Origin of the sequence: Cryobacterium gelidum, assembly GCF_004403985.1 — a bacterium.
Taxonomy (GTDB): Bacteria; Actinomycetota; Actinomycetes; order Actinomycetales; family Microbacteriaceae; genus Cryobacterium; species Cryobacterium gelidum.
This window is the reverse complement of the sequence record NZ_SOHL01000015.1, coordinates 91,614-109,172: the sequence shown is the minus strand read 5'-3', so window position 1 is coordinate 109,172 and position 17,559 is coordinate 91,614. Positions and strand designations below refer to the sequence as shown.

At 67.3% G+C, this 17,559-nt stretch carries 19 protein-coding genes; 14 read left to right on the top strand and 5 right to left on the bottom strand.

The window, feature by feature from the left end; all coding sequences use genetic code 11:
• The first annotated feature begins 33 nt into the window (after window positions 1-33).
• On the top strand, window positions 34-1,080 hold the full coding sequence (locus E3T50_RS08990; RefSeq protein ID WP_134551532.1) for a zinc-binding dehydrogenase: 1,047 nt from the start codon (window positions 34-36) through the stop codon (window positions 1,078-1,080).
• A 143-nt stretch (window positions 1,081-1,223) separates the two neighbouring features.
• Window positions 1,224-1,379 (top strand): hypothetical protein, encoded by a 156-nt coding sequence (locus E3T50_RS16220; RefSeq protein ID WP_166784245.1) that lies wholly within the window; start codon window positions 1,224-1,226, stop codon window positions 1,377-1,379.
• Between the two features lie 62 nt (window positions 1,380-1,441).
• Here E3T50_RS16220 and E3T50_RS08985 read toward each other — a convergent pair whose 3' ends face one another.
• Entirely contained in the window at window positions 1,442-2,815 is a 1,374-nt protein-coding gene (locus E3T50_RS08985; RefSeq protein ID WP_134551531.1) for a glutamyl-tRNA reductase, read from the bottom strand.
• A 72-nt stretch (window positions 2,816-2,887) separates the two neighbouring features.
• On the opposite strand from E3T50_RS08985, the gene hemE reads away from it, so the two are divergent.
• The 12 genes from hemE (at window position 2,888) to E3T50_RS08925 (ending at window position 13,444) form a co-directional block, all read left to right on the top strand.
• Complete coding sequence (gene hemE / locus E3T50_RS08980) at window positions 2,888-4,030, top strand: uroporphyrinogen decarboxylase (protein ID WP_134551735.1); 1,143 nt, start codon at window positions 2,888-2,890, stop codon at window positions 4,028-4,030.
• Window positions 4,031-4,040: 10 nt separating this feature from the next.
• Window positions 4,041-5,588, top strand: a complete 1,548-nt coding sequence (locus E3T50_RS08975) for a protoporphyrinogen/coproporphyrinogen oxidase (RefSeq protein ID WP_134551530.1) — start codon at window positions 4,041-4,043, stop codon at window positions 5,586-5,588.
• Between the two features lie 115 nt (window positions 5,589-5,703).
• Entirely contained in the window at window positions 5,704-6,066 is a 363-nt protein-coding gene (locus E3T50_RS08970) for a hypothetical protein (protein ID WP_134551529.1), read from the top strand.
• Between the two features lie 75 nt (window positions 6,067-6,141).
• Window positions 6,142-6,561 carry a phage holin family protein gene (locus E3T50_RS08965; RefSeq protein WP_134551528.1) on the top strand — a complete coding sequence of 140 codons (420 nt, stop codon included), beginning with the start codon at window positions 6,142-6,144 and terminating at the stop codon, window positions 6,559-6,561.
• Complete coding sequence (locus E3T50_RS08960; protein ID WP_241990842.1) at window positions 6,548-6,841, top strand: hypothetical protein; 294 nt, start codon at window positions 6,548-6,550, stop codon at window positions 6,839-6,841. The genes E3T50_RS08965 and E3T50_RS08960 overlap by 14 nt, the downstream gene beginning before the upstream one ends.
• A gap of 71 nt (window positions 6,842-6,912) precedes the next feature.
• Window positions 6,913-7,665 carry a hydrogen peroxide-dependent heme synthase gene (gene hemQ, locus E3T50_RS08955; RefSeq protein WP_134551527.1) on the top strand — a complete coding sequence of 251 codons (753 nt, stop codon included), beginning with the start codon at window positions 6,913-6,915 and terminating at the stop codon, window positions 7,663-7,665.
• Window positions 7,665-8,789, top strand: a complete 1,125-nt coding sequence (locus E3T50_RS08950) for a ferrochelatase (protein WP_134551526.1) — start codon at window positions 7,665-7,667, stop codon at window positions 8,787-8,789. Before hemQ ends, E3T50_RS08950 begins: the two co-directional genes overlap by 1 nt.
• Entirely contained in the window at window positions 8,786-9,739 is a 954-nt protein-coding gene (hemC, locus tag E3T50_RS08945) for a hydroxymethylbilane synthase (RefSeq protein ID WP_134551525.1), read from the top strand. Before E3T50_RS08950 ends, hemC begins: the two co-directional genes overlap by 4 nt.
• 4 nt (window positions 9,740-9,743) lie before the next feature.
• Window positions 9,744-10,532, top strand: a complete 789-nt coding sequence (locus tag E3T50_RS08940; protein ID WP_134551524.1) for a uroporphyrinogen-III synthase — start codon at window positions 9,744-9,746, stop codon at window positions 10,530-10,532.
• Window positions 10,533-10,628: 96 nt separating this feature from the next.
• Window positions 10,629-11,603, top strand: coding sequence for a porphobilinogen synthase (hemB, locus tag E3T50_RS08935; protein ID WP_420898726.1), 975 nt, complete (start codon window positions 10,629-10,631; stop codon window positions 11,601-11,603).
• Window positions 11,604-11,605: 2 nt separating this feature from the next.
• The gene (hemL, locus tag E3T50_RS08930; protein ID WP_134551522.1) at window positions 11,606-12,979 is read left to right on the top strand and encodes a glutamate-1-semialdehyde 2,1-aminomutase; all 1,374 of its coding nucleotides are present in this window, start codon (window positions 11,606-11,608) and stop codon (window positions 12,977-12,979) included.
• Window positions 12,980-13,072: 93 nt separating this feature from the next.
• The gene (locus E3T50_RS08925) at window positions 13,073-13,444 is read left to right on the top strand and encodes a hypothetical protein (RefSeq protein ID WP_134551521.1); all 372 of its coding nucleotides are present in this window, start codon (window positions 13,073-13,075) and stop codon (window positions 13,442-13,444) included.
• On the opposite strand, the gene E3T50_RS08920 is transcribed toward E3T50_RS08925, so the two are convergent.
• The 4 genes from E3T50_RS08920 to trhO form a co-directional block, all read right to left on the bottom strand.
• Complete coding sequence (locus E3T50_RS08920) at window positions 13,437-14,270, bottom strand: ABC transporter permease (RefSeq protein ID WP_241990841.1); 834 nt, start codon at window positions 14,268-14,270, stop codon at window positions 13,437-13,439. The two genes, E3T50_RS08925 and E3T50_RS08920, sit on opposite strands and share 8 nt — an antisense overlap.
• The gene (locus E3T50_RS08915; RefSeq protein WP_134551520.1) at window positions 14,267-15,169 is read right to left on the bottom strand and encodes an ATP-binding cassette domain-containing protein; all 903 of its coding nucleotides are present in this window, start codon (window positions 15,167-15,169) and stop codon (window positions 14,267-14,269) included. The genes E3T50_RS08920 and E3T50_RS08915 overlap by 4 nt, the downstream gene beginning before the upstream one ends.
• 82 nt (window positions 15,170-15,251) lie before the next feature.
• Complete coding sequence (locus E3T50_RS08910) at window positions 15,252-16,475, bottom strand: cysteine desulfurase-like protein (protein ID WP_134551519.1); 1,224 nt, start codon at window positions 16,473-16,475, stop codon at window positions 15,252-15,254.
• An 80-nt stretch (window positions 16,476-16,555) separates the two neighbouring features.
• A complete protein-coding gene (gene trhO / locus E3T50_RS08905; protein ID WP_134551518.1) occupies window positions 16,556-17,485 on the bottom strand; it encodes an oxygen-dependent tRNA uridine(34) hydroxylase TrhO in 930 nt (309 codons plus the stop codon).
• Window positions 17,486-17,559: the final 74 nt, after the last annotated feature.

The window sequence follows — 17,559 nt, the reverse complement described above, 5'->3', positions numbered from 1 at the left end:
ATGCCAGGGCCTGGCGTCGTGCAGACTGTGAGCATGCAAGCGGTCTATTTCGAAGAGTTCGGTGTTCTCCCGGTGCTGCGCGAGGTGCCCGAGCCGCGGTTGAGCGCGTCCGGTGTGATCGTGCGGGTGGAGGCGACCGGCCTCTGCCGCAGCGACTGGCACGGTTGGGAGGGCCATGACACCGACATCGCCCTGCCACACGTTCCCGGCCACGAACTGGTCGGCGTGATCGATGCGGTCGGGCCGCTCGTGCGTCGGTTTCGGGTGGGGCAGCGAGTGACCGTGCCGTTTGTCTGCGCCTGCGGCGACTGCCCGGAATGCGACGCCGGCAACGGGCAGGTCTGCCGCAACCAGACCCAGCCCGGTTTCACCCACTGGGGCTCCTACGCGCAACGGGTCGCGCTGCACAACGCGGACGTGAACCTCATCGCCATTCCGGGCGACCTCGACGCGGGAGCTGCGGCCCTGCTCGGCTGCCGCTTCGCCACCTCGTATCGCGGGCTCGTGCACCAGGCGGGCCTCCAAAGCGGGGAAACCCTCGTGGTCGTCGGCTGTGGCGGAGTGGGCCTCAGCGCGGTGATGATCGGGCAGGCGCTCGGCGCCACCGTCATCGCGGTCGATATCAGCACCGACGCGCTCGACGCCGCGACCCGGGTCGGGGCCGCGCACGTGGTCAACTCCTCCGGGTTGGGCGACGCCGACGTGGTTCAGCGCATCAGGGCGCTCACTCCCGACGGTTCCGGTGCCCAGGTAAGTCTCGAGGCTCTCGGCCGGGAGCACACCGTGGCGATCGGCATCCGTTCGCTGGCCACGCGGGGAAGGCACGTGCAGATCGGCCTGCTGGCCGACGACCCGCGGATGCCGCTCGGCACGGTGATCGCGCGGGAACTGACCGTGCTCGGCAGCCACGGTATGCCGGCCCACGACTACCCGGCACTGCTTGAGCTCGTAGTGAGCGGCCGGTTGCGCCCCCACGACCTGATCAGCCGCCGCATCACGCTGGCCGAAGCGCCCGCCGCTCTCGCTGCGATGTCCACTCCCGGCGCACCCGCCGGGGTCACCCTGATCGAACTGGACTAGGAGCGTGGGTCAATAGCGCCCGTACGTCGTAGATGCCACGAAGTGCGGGTCAACGTCCACGGGCGGGGCTGGCCGCAGCTTTCTCCGGATCGCCCGAGTCGTGAATTATCCGCAGCAGCATCGCCATCTTCGGATCCGGGGCTGTGGGCCTGTCCGGCCTTCTCGCCGCCGTGCTTGCCGACGCCACGACGATCATCGCCATCGACAAGCTCGTCAAGAAATATGATTTCGCCGACATCAACGAGGCTTTTGCGGATAGCGAGAGCGGCGTGACGCTCAAGCCAGTAGTCATTTTCTAGACCAGGGCGCAGTGCTCGACCGTTGTGGCTGCCGCTGCCGAGCACTGTTAAGACCCACTCATCTAGGAGGCGAGGGAAGAAGTGCTGGCGGCATCGGCTGCGCCCGCGGCGGGCAGCGTGACATCGATGCCGAAGAGGGCGTCGAGCCCGGTGAGATAGGCATCTTGCTCGCCGGCGCGGGCCAGTTCCCGGGCGCGCACCATGGGGGCGTGCAGCAGCACACCGGCCAGGTGGCGCAGGGCGGCCTCGGTCGCTTCGCTGGAGTCACCGCGGCTGCGAGCCCGGGCGATCTCAGCGTCGCGCAACTCGAACACGTAGCTGCGCAGGGCGACGACGGCCGGGGTGAGGCTCTGTTCCTCGGCGACGTCGGAGAATTTACGGGCCGCCTTGCCAACGATTTCGCGGGCGTCGGTCGTGGCGTTGAGCTCTTCGAGCGGGGCGTGGATGCTGATCGTTTCCAGGTCGAGCAGTTCAACCCCGGGGACCAGCGCCACGTCGGGCGCCACATTGCGGGGCAGGCCGAGGTCGATGATGAGCTGCGGCGGCGCCTCGGGGCCGGTATCGGCCGGGCAGAGGCGGGCCGGCGCGTCGGCGGTGGCACCGATGATCGCGAACGGGTCCACCCCGATCTCGACGCGTCCGCGGGTGATGAGCGCTGCGTCGATCACGTGGTCGTCGCGCAGAGTGCAAGTCACCACGACGTCGGCGCGCGCGACCTCGGCGGCGAAATCCGCGTCCGGAACAGCTTCGATGTCGTGCGACGCGGCAAAGCCGACGGCGCGACCGGACGGCGAGTAGACGCGCACGTTTTCTGCTCCGCGATCGCGCAGGGCGGCGAGCGAGGCCCCGGCGTAGCGGCCGGTGCCAACGAGGAGCACGCGGGCGCTCGACCAGTCGCTGACCCGGCTCTCGGCGAGTTCGAGCGCGAGGCGCACAATGGAGCGACCGGCTGAACCGATGCCGGTGCGGTTCTTGACGCCGCGCGAGGTCTGGGATGCCCTCTGGAAGAGTCGCTCGAGCTCGGGGCTCGTGGTGCCGTCGGCACGAGCCTGCTCGAGCGCGCGGCGCACCTGGCCGGCGATTTCGACCTCGCCGACGACGACGGATTCGAGGCCGCTCGTCACGGCGAACAGGTGCTCGGCGACGCCATTGCCGTGCACGAGGGTGAGATTGTCGCGCAGGGTGTCTGCGTCGAGGCCACTGCTGGCACTCACGGCCTCGATGGCGGCGTAGACGGCGGGAAGCGGCGACACGCCGTAGGGCTCATTCAGGTCGAGGTAGGCCTCGAATCGGTTGCAGGTCGCGACGACGACGGCACCGCTGAGCGGCCCGTGCTGCTCCACCATGCGGGTGGCCGCAGTGCCCCCGCCCACAGACAATTTCTCCAGCACATCGAAGGTGGAGTTTTTATGACTGGCGGACAAAAGAATAAGCACTACGCAATTCTACGACTCAATGCTGTACGCTTTCGGCGCGCGCCGCCAGGGATGTTTGAGAGAATGAACGAGATGATCCTCGACGCGCAGCATCCACTCTCCTCCGGTCTCACCGCCGACTCCCGCCTGATCCAGGCCTATCAGGGCACCCGGCCCGCCGTGACGCCGGTGTGGTTCATGCGCCAGGCGGGGCGATCGCTGCCCGAATACCGCGAGTTGCGCGTCGGAACGCGCATGCTCGACGTGTGCCTCGACCCCGCATTGGCGAGCGAGATTTCTCTGCAGCCGGTGCGTCGCCACAATGTCGATGCCGGAATCTTCTTCAGCGACATCGTTGTGCCGCTGAAGCTCGTCGGGGTCGACGTGTCGATCGTTGCGGGCAAGGGTCCCGTTCTCGGCAAGGCCGTGCGCACCCGAGCGGATGTCGACGAACTCACCGCACTCGACCCCGCCCTGCTCGATACGGCCCTCGCCCCGATCAGCGCGGCCGTATCCCTGGCGGTGTCCCAGCTCGGGTCGACCCCGCTCATCGGCTTCGCCGGTGCCCCGTTCACGCTCGCCGCGTATCTGGTCGAGGGTGGTCCGTCGAAGGATCACATCCACGCCCGCGCGCTCATGCACGTCGAACCGGACGCCTGGGCGAAGCTCATGGCCTGGACCGCCGAGGTCACCGGTCGATTCCTGCGCGCGCAGGTGCTCGCCGGTGCCAGCGCCGCCCAGCTCTTCGACTCGTGGGCCGGAGCCCTGTCGCTGGCTGACTATGCGGCATCCGTTGCTCCCGCCTCGGCGGCAGCGATCGCCCACGTGCGCGACCTGACCTACACCGTGCCGGGCGCAGCAGACGGCGCGGAGCCCGCCGAGTCGGTCGAAACCTGGCGCAACGTTCCGATCGTGCACTTTGGCGTGGGAACCGGCGAACTGCTCAAAGAAATGCACAACATCGGCGCCGACGTCGTGGGCGTCGACTACCGGGTGCCCCTCGACGAAGCCAACCGCCGGCTCGGCGGCGCCGTTCCGGTGCAGGGCAACGTTGACCCGGCCCTGCTCGCCGCGCCGTGGCCCGTGCTCGAAGCGCACGTGCGCGACGTGCTCGAACGCGGACGTACCGCACCCTCGCACGTACTCAACCTCGGCCACGGTGTTCCCCCCGACACCGATCCCGACGTACTCACCCGCCTCGTCAACCTCGTGCATGACGTGAGCGCGGCCGAGTAGGAGCAGCAACATGAACACACCGATCGACGTTCTCGTCATTGGCGGGGGAGTTGCCGGCCTGGTCGCCGCCCGCGAATGCGCCCAGGTAGGCCTGAAAGTCACGATCATCGAGACCACGGATGCCGTCGGCGGCCCGGTCGCCGGTCACATCCTCGACGGGCTCACTCTCGACAGCGGCACCGAGAGCTTCGCGGTGCGCGGCGGCACCGTCGCTGCCTTCGTGGAAGATCTCGGCCTGACCGACCAGATCGTCGCCCCCAACGTGGCCGGCGCCTGGTTGCACCTGCCCGCCCTCAAGTCGGGTTCCCCAGTCCAGTCCCGTACGCCTGGGGATGCCTCGGTAAGCGTTCCGCTGCCCAAGGCCGGTGTTCTCGGAATTCCCGGATCACCGCTCGCCGACGACGTGCGCCGCGTCATCGGCTGGAGCGGCTCGCTGCGCGCCTACCTCGACCGGCTCATGCCGGTACTCACCATCGGCCGCGAGCACAGCCTCGGCGACCTGGTGAAGAAGCGCATGGGAGCGCGCGTGCTCGACCGCCTGGTCGAACCGGTCGCCTCCGGCGTCTACACGACGAGCGCCGTCGACCTCGAAATCGACGTCGTCGCACCCGGACTCAACCGCGCCCTCACCACGGCCGGCTCGCTCTCCGGTGCCGTGTCGGCCCTGCGCGCCGGCGCGCCGGCCGGCTCCAACGTTGGCGGACTGCTCGGCGGCATGGCCAGCCTGCCCGCCGCCATCGTGGCCGCCCTCGAACACCACAACGTGACCATTCTGACCGGCACCACGGCCCAGAGCCTGGCTCATTCCGGCACCGACGACGCGCCGACCTGGGCTGTCACCGTCACCCGCCGGGAAAATGCCGACCCCGCTGCAGAGATCGACCTCGCTGCAGAGACCGAGCCCACCGACACCCTCACAGCCCGCTACGTCATCGTCGCGACCCAGGGCGCGCAGGCCCTGCGGCTGGTCAACCCCCTGGGTGGAGCGTTCGACGCGCTCGCCGAACTCGACTGGCCAGCCCCGACCGCCGTCACGCTCACCTCGCTCGTGCTCGACGCGCCCGACCTCGACGCGCACCCGCGCGGCACCGGCGTGCTCGTTTCTGTCGACGCCCCCGACGTCACGGCGAAGGCGCTCACCCACGTCACCGCGAAGTGGGCCTGGGTCGCCGCAGCGGCCGGTCCCGGCCGTCACGTCGTGCGGTTGTCCTACGGTCGGGCCGGCCAGCCCAACCCGACCGACGACCTGACCGACGACGAACTGCAGGCGCTCGCCCTGCATGACGCGTCCGTCCTGCTCGGCGTGCCGTTGCCGGCCCGATCCGTGCGCGCCTTCGCCCGCACCGAGTGGCGCGACGCCCTGTCGCCCGCCACGCTCGGTGCGCCGGCGCGCGCACAGCAGGTGCGCGACGCCGTCGCCGCGACGCCCGGGCTGGAGATCACCGGCGCCTGGCTGGCCGGAACCGGCCTCGCCTCGGTCATCCCGCACGCTCTCTCGGCCGGCGACCGCATTCGGCACGCCGCCCTCGGCCTCACCATCACCGCGCCAGACCTCTAGCCGTAACTGTGCACTTCCTGTATTGATACGAACGCAGCCAGACATACCCACACCGCCCGAGTCCAAAACGGCGAAGCGGGCTACTCTGGGGAGACCTTAGGAAAGTGGAGACTCAATGCGCGGAAAGCTTCTGTTCATCACGGGCGGACTCGTCGGCTATGTGCTCGGTGCACGTGCCGGCCGCAAACGCTACGACCAGATCGCTACCGCTGCCAATGACTTCTGGAACGCCAAACCGGTGCAGCGCCGGGTGACCGAGGTGCGCGATGCCGCCCTCGAACTGGTCGGTGACGTTCCCGCCACCCTGTACAAGGCCGGCAAGAAAGCCGTCACGCAGGCCGTGGCCAAAAAGAAGCAGACAGCCTCGCCGTTTCCCGCCACCGCGGCCGCGAAAGCGAGCACCACCACGAGCCGCACGGCCGCCGCTAAGCCGAAGACCACGCCCAAACCTGCCACCGACGACTCGGCCGAGTCGTAGCTCGTAGCGTCATAGCTCATAGTATGAGGACCGGCAGCACACCTCGACCAGACCCGAAGACAGGGAAGGCAATCCGTGACTAGCAGTGGATTCAACCCGAAGAGCAAACGCCCGTTGCTCGCACTGATCGGGGAGCTGCCCGGCCAGATCAGCGCCCTCGTGAAGGCCGAATTGGACGCCTTCAAGGCTGAGTTCGCCACGAAGGCCAAGAACTTCGGGGTCGGTGCCGCCCTCCTCGTTCTGGCCGGTGTCATCCTCTTCTTCGTGCTCGGGGTGTTCATCGCCCTCGCCGTGATTGCGCTGGCACTCGTGCTGCCACTGTGGCTCGCCACACTCATCGTGGCGGTAGCGTTGCTGCTCATCGCCATCATCCTCGTACTCATCGGCGTGAACCGGGTGAAGGCGGCGACGAAACCCGATCCGGAGGGCGTGCACGCGAGCATCCGTCACGACGTTGATGCATTCAAGGGAGTTGGCGAATATGAGCACAAGTAACCCTGAGCTCGCCGAGGCTGGCAGCGACAAGCGCGGCATCAGCGATTTGCGCGCCGAAGCCCGGAACGCGCGTGCCGAGCTCGCGTCGACGTTCGATGCGATCGAGTACAAGCTCGATCTGTCCAAGCAGCTGCGCATCAATCGGCGTCGACTGACCCACGCCCTGCGTCAGCTCGGCGAAGACAGCCCGGCCGCTCTCGTGGGCATTGCGCTCGGTGCGGCAACCGTGGTGGGTGTCATCGTCTGGTTCGGTGCCTCCGCGGTGACCAGGAACCGTTAGCTGCTCGGTCGGTTCACAGGAACCGAAGCGCTCATTTTGGTGCCGGGCCCAATAAAGAGCAAACTAGAGGTATGACTCACCCGGCTGCCGGAGAGGCAGTAAACAGCGTTCAGCCAATCACCCCCGCCGACTCCGAAGTACCCGCGGCTTCGCCGCAGGGCTTCACCCTCTTTGCCGTGCTGCGAAAAGACCCAGGCAACCCAGATGACCTCGACGGTCGGGACGTTCCCCACGCGGTCAATGAGCTCGACGACGTGGTGGCCCTGATCGAAGCCGAGGGCGTCACGGTGCGCGGCTTCTACGACGTGTCCGGACTCAGGGCCGATGCCGACGTCATGATCTGGACCCACGCCGACGAGGCTGAGACGCTGCAGTGGGCCAATCGGGAGCTGCGTCGCAGTCGCCTGCTCAAAAGCCTGCTGCCGACCTGGAACGCCATGGGTGTGCACCGCGACGCCGAGTTCAACAAGAGCCACGTGCCCGGCTTTCTGCGCGGTGTGGAACCCAAGGCCTGGCTCACGATCTACCCCTTCGTGCGCAGCTTTGAGTGGTATCTGCTGCCCGACGAGGAGCGCAGCAAGATGCTCGCCGACCACGGCCGCAAGGGTGCCGCCTTCCGCGGAGCCCTGGCCAACACGGTTTCGGCTTTCGCCCTCGGCGACTACGAGTGGCTGCTGCCGATCGAAAGCGACGAACTCACCGAGCTCGTCGATCTCATGCGCGGACTGCGTGAAACCGAAGCCCGCCGCCACGTGCGCGAGGAGATCCCGTTCTTCACCGGACGACGTATCTCCACCGCCGAAATTGTAGAGGTGCTGCAGTAATGACTGAATACGACGCGGTTCTGTTGGCCGGTTTCGGCGGCCCCGAAGGCCAGGACGACGTGATCCCGTTCCTGCGCAACGTCACCGGTGGTCGTGGCATTCCAGAGGAACGACTCGAGGTCGTCGCCAAGCACTACCGTCATTACGGTGGCGTCAGCCCGATCAACGACCAGAATCGCGTGCTGAAAGCCGCACTGCAAATGGAACTCACCCGTCGCGGCATCGATCTGCCCGTGATCTGGGGCAACCGCAACTGGGCACCATACTTGCGAGACACGATCTCCGACGCCCATTCCAAGGGCCAGAACCGCCTGCTCGCGATCGCGACGAGCGCCTACAGTTCCTACAGCGGATGCCGCCAGTACCGCGAAGATTTCGCCGCAGCCCTGACCGACACGGGACTGAACGACAAGGTCCACATCGACAAAATCCGCCAGTTCTTCGACCACCCCGGCTTCGTCACGCCCTTCATAACCGGCGTGGCCCAGGGACTGCGGGATGTCATTCAAGCGGTCCCCGGCATCGACGTTGACACCGAGGTCGAGATTCTGTTCTCGACCCACTCGATCCCGATGACGGATGCCAACAAGAGCGGCCCGGCCGATCGGGGCTTCGGTGAGGGAGGCGCATACGAAGCGCAGCACCGCGCCGTCGCCCAGGTCATCATGGACTCTCTCGCGGAACCCGCTGACAGCACGACGACGCTCAAGACGCAATGGCAGCTTGTCTACCAGTCCCGCAGCGGCCCGCCCAGCATGCCGTGGCTTGAACCCGACATCAACGATGCGATCGCCCTGCTGCCGGCCCGCGGTATCCGGGCCGTGGTCATCGTGCCGCTGGGCTTTTTGAGCGACCACATGGAGGTCATGTGGGACCTTGACAACGAGGCAATGGAAACGAGCGAGAAGTTCGGAATCCATGCCGTGCGCGTACCCACCCCGGGTGTCTCTCCCGACTTCGTGAGCGGCCTCGTCGACCTGATCGAGGAACGCCTCAACGACACTCCCGATGCCGACCGCCCGGCCCAAACCGACCTCGGCCCCTGGTATGACGTGTGCCGTCCCGGCTGCTGCGAAAACGTGCGCCTCGGCTTCAAGCCGGCCGTTGCGGGAATGGCACCGTGACCGTGATTCGCGTGGGGACACGCGCGAGCGCGCTCGCGCTTGCGCAAACCCAGACCATCGTCAATCGCATCGCGGCGTCGGCCGGCGTCGAGGTTGAAATCGTGCGCGTCACCACGCACGGCGACACCTCGACCGAATCGCTGTCGACCCTCGGTGGGACCGGCGTGTTCGCGAGCGCCCTGCGTGAAGCCCTGTTGAACGACGAGTGCGACGTCATTGTGCACTCGTTCAAGGACCTGCCGACGCAGGCCCACCCGGGCTTGCGCATCGGCGCGATACCCAAGAGAGCGGATGCCCGCGACGTGCTCTGCGCGCGCGCCGGCTTCACCCTGGACACCCTGCCGGAGGGGGCTCGCGTCGGGACCGGCTCGCCCCGCCGGGTGGCCCAGCTGCTCGAGCGTCGCCCGGACCTGACCATCGTTGACATTCGCGGCAACATCGACACCCGCGTGGGGCGCGTCGCCGAGGGTGACCTCGACGCCGTCGTGCTCGCCGCCGCTGGCCTCGGTCGGCTTGGCCGCCTGGATGCCGTCGTGACCGACTTTCTCGATCTGACGGCCTGGCCGACCGCACCCGGGCAGGGCGCGCTCGCGATCGAGGTGCGCGATGGCAAGCCGGAGCGCCTGCTCGGCGTAGCACTGGCTGCCATGAACCATTCATCCACCCGTGCCACGACCACCGCCGAACGCACGGTGCTGGCGCGCCTCGAGGCCGGTTGCGCCGCACCGATCGGTGCGACCGCGGTCATCGATGATGGTCTGCTCTTTCTCACCGCGACGGTATACAGCCCGGATGGCTCCCGGAAAATCACCAGTTCGCACGCGGCAACACCCGACTCCCACTCCGCACCCCATCTCGAGGAGGCCGCGCTCGACGTGGCCGAACGAGTGTCCATAGATCTCCTGGCCGGTGGCGCGGCTGAGTTCGCTCCCTTGAAAGTGACTGTGTGACCACGTGACCAATCGACTGACCAAGCCCCTCGCGGGCTGGCGGGTTCTCGTTCCGCGCGGCGGACCCTGGGGTGACCAGGTCGCAGCGAATTTGCGGGCCAAGGGTGCGCACCCGATCGTCGCTCCGATGATCAACTTCGCCGCCACCGATGACGCCCCGGCCCTCGACGCGGCGTTGACTCGTCTCGCCGCCGGCGACTTCGACTGGATGACCATCACGAGCGCCACCACCGTGGACGTACTGTCGTCGCACCGCGCGGTCGTCGCGCCCGGAACGCGCATCGCCGCGGTCGGTGAAACCACCGCGGCCGCGCTCGTGGCGGCCGGTTACCACGTGGACATCGTTCCCTCCGAAGATAATTCTGCGCGCGGCCTGCTGGAGGAGTGGGAAGCCGCCACTGCCGGCGCCATCCCCCTGCGCGTGCTCACGCTGCGCAGTGAGATCGCCAAGCCGTTGCTCTCCGAGGGGCTGCGCCGTGTCGGCCACGACGTGGAATCGGTTGTCGCCTACCGCACGATCGGCGTACCGGTCAGTGACCAGGTCGTCACCGACGTCAAAGCCGGCCTGGTGCACGCCGTGCTCGTCACCAGCGGCAGCGTGGCACGTCAGGTACGCGAGCAGTTCGGTGACATTCCCGAGCGCACCCTCGTGGCGTGTATCGGCCCACAGACCGCGAAGGATTCCCGTGCCCTCGGCCTGCGCGTCGATGTGATCGCCGAGGAACGCAGCGCCGAGTCGCTCATTGATGCGATCGTTGAAGCGGCGCTGGCCGGGGCCACACCGGCGCGCTGACCCGCAGCACGGGCGCGGGGACATCCGCTGGTCTGTTCGGGCAGATCACGACCGGATAACGAAACGCACAGCCTGGCGGCGTAGGGTATAAGGGTGATCAACCCCGTTATCCGCCCACGACGTTTGCGCACCAGCAGCGCGCTCCGTCGCCTGGCCAGTGAAATTCGTGTCCACCCGGGCGAGCTTGTGCTCCCCATGTTTGTGCGCGAAGGCAACGACGCCCGCCCGATCACGTCGATGCCCGGTGTCGTGCAGCACAGCATCGACAGCGCCCGCCGGGCCGTCGCACAGGCGGCCGAAGCCGGCATCGGCGGCATCATGCTGTTCGGGGTACCCGAGGTGCGCGACGCGACCGGAACCGGTGCGACCGACCCCAATGGCATCCTCAACCTGGCCACGCGCGCGCTCGTCGATGAGGTTGGCGACGCGCTCGTCGTGCAGACTGATCTGTGCCTGGACGAATTCACCGACCACGGCCACTGCGGCGTACTCGCGGCCGACGGCCACGTCGACAACGATGCAACCCTCGAACGCTACCGCGACATGGCCCTCGCTCAGGCCAGTGCCGGCTCCGCCCTGCTCGGCCTCTCCGGAATGATGGACGGCCAGGTCGCCGCCGTACGCGAGACCCTCGACGCCAACGGTTTCGAAGACACTGCCGTGCTGGCCTACTCGGCCAAGTACGCCTCCGCTTTCTACGGTCCGTTCCGCGAGGCCGTCGCCTCGACCCTGGTCGGCGACCGCCGAACCTATCAGCTTGATCCCGCCAACCGCCGTGAGGGTTTGCGCGAAGCGCAGCTCGACATCGAACAGGGCGCCGACATCGTCATGGTCAAACCGGCCGGCGGCTACCTCGACGTGCTCGCCGCAGTTGCTGCCATGAGCGATATTCCGGTTTGGGCATATCAGGTCTCCGGCGAATACGCCATGGTCGAAGCCGCCGCCGCGCAGGGCTGGATCGACCGTCGCCGCGCAATCGAAGAGTCGGTCTTGAGCATCCGTCGGGCCGGCGCCGACGCCGTGCTCACCTACTGGGCCGTTGAACTGGCCACCTGGCTCAAGGAGGAGTAAGCATGACCGACACGATGATTCCCACAGTGAACCACCCGACCAGTCACAACGACGAACTGTTCGGCCGCGCCCGCCGCGTCATACCCGGTGGGGTCAACTCGCCGGTGCGCGCATTCGGCTCGGTCGGCGGCACACCGCTGTTCCTCGTGAAGGCCGCGGGTGCGTACGTAACGGACTCCGACGGCCGCGAATATGTCGACCTCGTCAACTCATGGGGCCCGGCGATTCTGGGCCACGCGCACCCCGAGGTCATCAAGGCCGTGCAGGATGCCGCGGCGCTCGGGCTGTCCTTTGGCGCCTCGACGCCCGCCGAGACCGAACTGGCCGAACTGGTCGCCGAACGGGTCGGCGCGACCCCGAAGCTGCGCCTGGTCTCCACCGGCACCGAAGCGACCATGACCGCCATCCGCCTCGCGCGCGGTTTCACCGGTCGTGACCTGTTGGTCAAATTCGCCGGGCACTATCATGGCCACTCCGACGGTCTGCTCGCCCAGGCCGGCTCCGGGCTCGCGACGCTCGCGCTACCCGGCTCGGCCGGCGTCACCGCGGCGACCGCCGCGGAGACGCTCGTGCTGCCCTACAACGACCTCGATGCTGTGCGGGCCGCGTTCGAGGCGCATCCGGGCCGCATTGCCGCCGTTATCACCGAGGCCGCCGCGGCCAACATGGGTGTTGTCGCCCCCGATCCCGGCTTCAACGCGGCACTGTCCGCTATCGCGCACTCGAATGGCGCCCTGCTCATTCTCGACGAGGTGCTCACCGGCTTTCGGGTGAGCCGTTCCGGCTTCTGGGGCCTCGAGACCAGCGGCCTCGAGCCGGCCGGCGAAAAGTATTACATGCCCGACCTGGTCACCTTCGGCAAGATCATCGGCGGAGGCCTGCCCGTTGCCGCCCTCGGCGGCCGGGCCGACGTGATGGACTTTCTCGCACCGATCGGCCCGGTCTATCAGGCCGGCACGCTCTCGGGCAACCCGGTCGCTGTCGCGGCCGGCATCGCGACCCTCAATCTGCTCGATGAGAGTGTGTACAACCGGCTCAATGCGACCGCCACCATCCTCTCGGAAGCGGTCTCCGCCTCACTCGCCGCCGAGGGGGTCGCCCACCGGGTGCAGCGGGCCGGCAACCTGTTCAGCTTCGTGTTCGGCGAGGACGCGCAGGGTTCGGCCCCGCGCACCTACGCCGACGTGCAGCGGCAGGAGGCATTTCGTTATGCACCGTTCTTTCACGCCATGCTCGATGGCGGCGTGTCATTGCCGCCGAGCGTGTTCGAGGCCTGGTTCGTCTCCGATGCGCACGATCAGAGCGCCATCGGGCGCATCTTCGAGGCACTGCCGGCCGCGGCCAAGGCTGCGGCCGCGGCGACCCCGCAGGGCTGATCGCGGCATTTGGAGGGATCCTGCGCTCGGACGTTACTGCTTTTGTTCGCGTCGAACAACGGCTTTTCGGGCGGAACCGGGCAGACTGGAACAATGGCTTCCCTGAGCGTGCATTCCGACCGGCTCGAGATCCACTTGACGCGCACGGAAAGAACCCTCGCCCTGCGACGGGACTCGATCGTGGTGCAGCGGGAGAGTATCCGCTCGGTGATCATCACCGAGGATCCGTGGATCTGGCTGCGTGGAATTCGCTCGCTCGGCTCGATTATTCCGCTCATCGTGGCCGCCGGGACCTGGAAATTTCACGGCGGCAAGGACTTCGTGTCGATCAAACGTCACCGCCCGGCCGTAGTGATCGACCTCGTCGATGAGGAATTCGCCCGGGTCATTCTCACCAGCCAGCACGCGGCCGATTTCATCGACTCGCTTAAGCTGCCAGCCCCGCCGACCGGCCCGACTACGTGACGTCCTTCTTCCAGCTCACGAAGTAACCGATGATGGTGGCGATCAGGGCGTAACCGAGCAGTACAAGACCGCCCTGCCACCAGTCCAGCGGGGCGGCTCCGGCCGGGCTGGCCACGGTGAAGATGCTCGCGCCGACGAGGGCATCGGAGGCCGCTCCGGGCAGAAAATTGCCGATCTTCGCCGTGACTTCGAGGAAAGAGGCGGCCAGCCGCAGCAGCGGTTCGATGAATTGGGTGAAGGCGAGCACGATCACGATCGAGGCCACCTGATTGGGCACGAGCACGCCGAGACCGACGCCGATCGCCGCCCAGAGGCCCATGGCGAGCAGCGTGCGCGCCACGAGCAGCCAGGTTCCGGAGCCCTGCAGCAGCGCATCGACACCAAACGCGCTCAACACCCCGCCGCCGATACCAACGGATGCCGCCAGCGCGACGAGCCCGAGGCCCGCACCGATCAGAATCAGCGTCACCGTCTTGGCCCCCAGCACGACGCCGCGTCGAGGGGTCGCCAGAAACGTCGGCGTCAATGTCTGGTGGCGAAACTCGCCGGTCGACGCGAGAGCACCGAGCAGCACCGGAAAGACGTACCCGACCGAGGAGGCGAAGCTGTAGATGAGGGGTGGGAGGGTTCCGAAGGTGATCGCTGCGCCGCCGGTGTTGACGGTATCCGGGCTGATCACACCGGTCTGGACACCGCCGAACAGTGCCGCGAGGCCACCGGCCAGCAGGCCGATGTAGCAAAAGAGCACGATAGCGAGAATCCACCACAGGCGAGTGGTGAAAATCTTGGCGAATTCGGCCGAGACAGAACGCAGGAACGAAATCACAGCGAGTGGCCCCCGCCGACGAGGGCGAGGAACGAATCTTCGAGGCCGGCTTTCTGCCGATGCAGTACGCTCAGTTCAACCCCGGCGGTGAAGGCGAGATGTCCGAGCAGGCCCGGATCGGGCGTCGCGGCGAGCAGGCCGGTGCGGCCGATCGAGAATGTGATGCCGGCGGCCGTGAGCGCGGCGGCGAGGGCGTCGCGGTCGGGCGAATCGACGATCGTCTGCGGGGCGGCATCTGTGTCGAGGCTGGACAGCGGCCCCAGGTGCACGAGTTGGCCCCTGGCGATGATGACGACGTCGTCGACGCTCTGCTGCACCTCGGAGAGCAGGTGGGAGCTGACCAGAACGGTGCGGCCCTCGGCGGCCATGTCGCGCAGAAACCCGCGAATCCAGCGGATGCCTTCCGGGTCCAGGCCGTTGATCGGCTCGTCGAGCACGAGCACGCCCGGATCGCCCAGCAGGGCGTAAGCCAGGCCGAGTCGTTGGCGCATGCCGAGCGAGTAGCCGCCGACCCGCTGGGCGGCGTGAGCGGCGAGCCCCACTTGGGTGAGTACTTCGAGCACTCGGGTGCGCGGGAGTCCGGCCGCGATCGTGTACACGGCGAGGTGGTCGCGGGCGCTGCGGCCCGGGTGAAAGCTCGCGGCTTCGAGGGCGGCGCCCACCATGGCCAGCGGATGCGGCAGGTCGCGGTAGCGCACGCCGCCGAACGTGGCCGTGCCGCTGCTGGCAGCGACCAGCCCGAGCAGAATGCGCAGGCTCGTGGTCTTGCCGGCACCGTTCGGGCCAAGGAACCCGGTGACCCGGCCGGGTTCAACCGTGAACGAGAGATCGTTGACCGCGGCAACACCGCCAAAGCGTTTGCTGATGTTGTGAAATTCGATGACAGCGCCGGCAGGCATCCGACTCCTCTCTGTGGTGAGACCAGCCTAGGGCCGGCAGAGCCCGGCTTCCGCTGCAAAAGCGGGCCTTCCGGCACAATCGCTACGGCCGGAGAAAGTCGTCGAGTGCGTCGAGTATCCGCTCGACTTCGTGCGCGGTGGTGTACGGGGCGAGGCCGATGCGCAGTCCGCCGACATCGCCCAGACCGAGGTGCCGACTCGCCTCTCGGGCATAGAACGAACCGGCCGGGGCCAGGATCCCCCGCTGGATGAGAAACGCGGAGGCGGCAGCGGCCGAATGGTTGGCGAAGGTCACCAGAACGGTGGGGGTGCGCGCGGCGGCACGGGAATGCACGAGCACACCGGGCAGCGCGGCGAGCCCCGCTTCAAGCTGGGCACGCAACATCGCTTCGTACGTTTCGAGTGCGTGTGACGACGCCACGAGGCGTTCCCGTCGCGTTGGGGCAGCGGCGCCAACGGTGGTCGAGCCCGGCACGAGCGCGGCCAGAAAATCGATGGCCGCCGTTACGCCGGCAAGCTGTTCGTAGGGGAGGGTGCCGAATTCGAATCGCTCGGGCACACGATCGCTCGACGTTGCGAGCTTGTCGGGCCGGATGCCTTCCAAGAGTTCCGGCGCGGCGGCGAGCACGCCGCAATGCGGGCCGAGGAACTTATACGGGGAGCACACGAAAAAATCGGCGCCGAGCGCCTTGACGTCGACGAGGGCGTGCGGTGTGTAGTGCACACCGTCAACGTAGAGCAGCGCGCCGGCCGCATGCGCCACGTCGGCGATCGCCGCGATCGGTGGGCGGGTACCAATCAGGTTCGATGCGGCTGTGACGGCGACGAGGCGCGTCCCTGGACCAACGACGGCGGCGAACGCGTCGGCGGACAATTCGCCGGTCGACGGGTCGAAGTCGACCCAGCGTACGGTTGCGCCCGTGCGGTCGGCCGCCTGCACCCACGGCCGGATGTTCGAGTCATGGTCCAGGCGGGAGACCACGACCTCGTCGCCGGGACCCCACGCGCGGGAGAGATGATGGGAGAAATCGTAGGTGAGTGCGGTCGCGCTGCGCCCGTAGACGATGCCATCGGGCTCTGCGCCGAGCAGATCTGCTGCGGCGGTGCGAAACCCGGTCACCGCGTCGTCCGCGTTGCGCTCGGGCAGGCTGCCCGTGCCGCGGTTCGAGAGCGGGCGCGTGAGGGTCAGTGCGATCGCCGCGCCGACCTGCCGCGGGGTCTGCGTGCCGCCCGGTCCATCGAAATGAGCGATGCCGGTGGAGAGGGCGGGAAAATGGGTGCGAACAGCCAGCGCGTCGTAGGTCACACCATGATCCAATCACGGCGCGTGCCAGCACCGGAACTCTCTAGCGGCGTTTCGGTGCTGATCGTGCCTCAGCCGGCCGCTCAGGTTGCGCGCGCCGACGCCTCGTTCGCTCGCGACGCATGGGTGGCGCAGGCCGGAGCCGTGGCGGCCACGCATGTAGCGCACACGACCAGCTGTTCCCGGCAGGAGGCGTCGCGGCAGTTGAGCATGTTCGTGGTGGGTGCGGCGCAGAGCTGGCAAGTGCCGAGCACGGCAGCATCCGGGGCAAAATCGATGGACATCCGCTGGTCGAAGACATAGAGCGAACCCGACCACAGGCCCTCGTTGCCGAAGGCCTCGCCGTAACGCACAATTCCGCCGTCGAGTTGATACACCTCACCGAATCCGCGCGACTTCATGAGACCGCTCAGTACCTCACAGCGGATGCCGCCGGTGCAATAGGTCACCACCGGCTTGCCCTTGAGGTGGTCGTATTTGCCGCTGTCGAGTTCGGCCACGAAATCGCGCGTAGTAGCAACGTCGGGAACGACAGCGTTTCGAAAATGGCCGATCTCGGCCTCGAACTTATTGCGTCCATCGAAGAAGACAACGTCATCGCCACGCTCGGCGACGAGGGCATTGAGCTCGGCGGGTGCCAGCTTGGTGCCACCATCGATAACCCCCTCGGCGCCGACACGCAACTCTCCCGGAGCGCCGAAGCTCACGATCTCATCGCGCACCTTGACCACGAGCCGGGGAAAGTCGAGGCTCTGCCCTTTCTCGTCGAGACCGGTGCCCTCGCTCCACTTGAAATCGATGTGCCGGAACGGCGCATAGTCGCGGGTCTTACGAATGTATTTCTTGACGGCGGGCAAGTCGCCGCCGACCGTGCCGTTGAGGCCGTCCTTGGAGATCAGGATGCGACCGCGCAGGCCGAGCCCGGCGCACAGGTCACGCTGCCAGAGCCGTATCGCGTCTGGATCGGCCAGTGGCGTGAAGATGTAAAAGAGCAGGATCTTCGGAATGGCCATGGAGCTATTTTATGAGGGACGCGTAGGCTGGATGAACTGACTGTGCTGCAACACCGTAGCTAATGCTCAACGAG